This window comes from Methanosaeta sp. UBA356, assembly GCF_002496465.1.
Classification (GTDB): Archaea; Halobacteriota; Methanosarcinia; order Methanotrichales; family Methanotrichaceae; genus Methanothrix; species Methanothrix soehngenii.
Window position 1 is genome coordinate 1 of record NZ_DAKC01000001.1, and the last position, 1,877, is coordinate 1,877.

Sequence of the window (1,877 nt, forward strand, 5' to 3'; positions counted from 1 at the left end):
GGGCTACTTACGGCTTTCCTCCCTGCCCTGAAGAGCGGGGCTTCCAGCCTGTGTTTATGTGAGTTGCTGGGCTGTCCTGGGCGGGCTCTGTCGATCTTGACATGAGGAACTCCTCCACATCTATCATCTGCATGACCCTGGGTTTCAATTCCAGGGATTGGCAGGTGGACAATTTTATCTCGCCACTATTGGATACTTTTAGACCGCCATTGACACCTTCCAGCATGACTACATGTCAACGAGATTTCCTGGGAGCGAGACAGTACATGGCCCAACCCATATATTGGCGCTGGAACTGTAAATAGTCATCCTGGTCAGCACGGAAATGCTTGAATACCTGTTCATAGTCCGCGTGGGTGGGATTTTCTTCGAGCCAACGTACAAGTCCATACCAACCATCTGAAATGTACCTGTCCCAGTCGTCGTAGCTGGCACGAATGATGTATTCGAGTTCAAGGCCTTCATCCCGGGCAAATTGAGTTAGTTCCGTTTCTGTATGGGTAGTGGTCTGCTTTTGGGCGTATTCCGGATGTACCTGATTGCTAAGCCAGTGGGTTTCACCGATACCAAGGCGTCCATTCTGCCGAATTGCTCGTTTCAGTACTTGGAGTGTCTGCTGCCAGCCGCCAAAAATAAACGTTGACCCTATACATGATGCGGCATCGAAAGCCCCTTCTTCGAATATGTAATCAGCCCCATTGGAGCAAACGATTTCGATTCGGTCCGACAAACCACTCGATGCCAGTTTTTGCCTGGCCCTGTCGCAGAAATCCTCGGATATATCTATTCCAATACCAGTAATACCGAATTCCTCAGCCCAGAGAGTAAGGGGTTCGGCACAACCACAACCGAAGTCAATGACCCGTTTTCCTTCTTCCAATTTGAGCAATTTGCCAAGTTTGATGATCTTTTCAGGCGTGGAAGGGTTTAGTATCTCCATATAGCGGTGTGAGATGCTCATAATGTCAAGGAATTCAATAATTTATGCCTCCTTCTGGAAATTGCGGCTTGATTAATAAAGGTGTTGGGAGACCTAATACGAATCTCGTTGATGACGTCCTATCAGAGACTACTGCGAGCTACCTGGCACTTCATGCTGCAGTATATGGAACGGCATATACGAGTGCGGTGATTCCTCAGTCTGCTCCTATCCATCTTGCCGCCTCTGTTGGCAAGTATCCACAAGACGCGATCTCTCGGAGACTGTGACGGACCGTCTCGGAGCCCTTTGGGTCGTGTCATTTCCATAGCTTCCATAAATCTGGAGGATCATACTTCCTCCTGTGCCACCGTCGGACTGTCTCTTTAATCTTATCTAATCGGCCCATCGGTGTTTTCATCCCTAGTTCCTCACGAGTCCATATTTTTTTACCCTTCGTGCCTTTTAGCGCTTGATCTATGTCAAATTCGAATGGGTCAGATTTATACCATCTCCCACTTTCATCTATTAGACAAGCAATTATTTTTATGGTTCCAGACCTCGGTTGTAAGACTTTTGCTATCTTATCCGAGTACTCCCATCTTTCGCAATAAGCGCCTGGCAAAACTCTCGTTGAATATGGTTTTCCGATAGAATGACCGATTTTTTTACTTGGTATAAAAAATGAATATGAGCTAATGGTTATAGGAATTTGGCCACTGTTATAGCCTCTGATGGTAATTACCCTCTCGGGGTCGCTTGTTAGAGAATGCGCAGAGTCTACAAATTCGTATGCATCTAATTTTATATTTGGCTGTTTATCCTTCCAATGAAAATATGCGTTAGCTATACCGAGAACCAAAGCACAGAGGGCAATGATAGCTGATATTACTTGAAAATCGCTCATTCCGGATGGAGTTGACGAGTTTACTATTGTCAGATTGAGGGACATTATCTA

Annotated in this window: 3 protein-coding genes; all 3 read right to left on the bottom strand. The window is 46.0% G+C overall.

Annotation, left to right across the window (positions count from 1 at the left end; translation table 11 throughout):
* Window positions 1–7: 7 nt before the first annotated feature.
* Complete coding sequence (locus tag BP727_RS00005) at window positions 8–226, bottom strand: hypothetical protein (RefSeq protein WP_013719643.1); 219 nt, start codon at window positions 224–226, stop codon at window positions 8–10.
* Between the two features lie 9 nt (window positions 227–235).
* Window positions 236–961, bottom strand: coding sequence for an SAM-dependent methyltransferase (locus BP727_RS00010; protein WP_286856634.1), 726 nt, complete (start codon window positions 959–961; stop codon window positions 236–238).
* Between the two features lie 277 nt (window positions 962–1,238).
* Window positions 1,239–1,826 (bottom strand): hypothetical protein, encoded by a 588-nt coding sequence (locus BP727_RS00015; RefSeq protein WP_286856635.1) that lies wholly within the window; start codon window positions 1,824–1,826, stop codon window positions 1,239–1,241.
* Window positions 1,827–1,877 lie beyond the last annotated feature (51 nt).

Coding starts and splice junctions, on each gene's coding strand:
- BP727_RS00010 (WP_286856634.1), bottom strand. CDS start 961: ATGAGCATCTCACACCGCTATATGGAGATACTAAACCCTTCCACGCCT.
- BP727_RS00015 (WP_286856635.1), bottom strand. CDS start 1,826: ATGAGCGATTTTCAAGTAATATCAGCTATCATTGCCCTCTGTGCTTTG.
- BP727_RS00005 (WP_013719643.1), bottom strand. CDS start 226: ATGCTGGAAGGTGTCAATGGCGGTCTAAAAGTATCCAATAGTGGCGAG.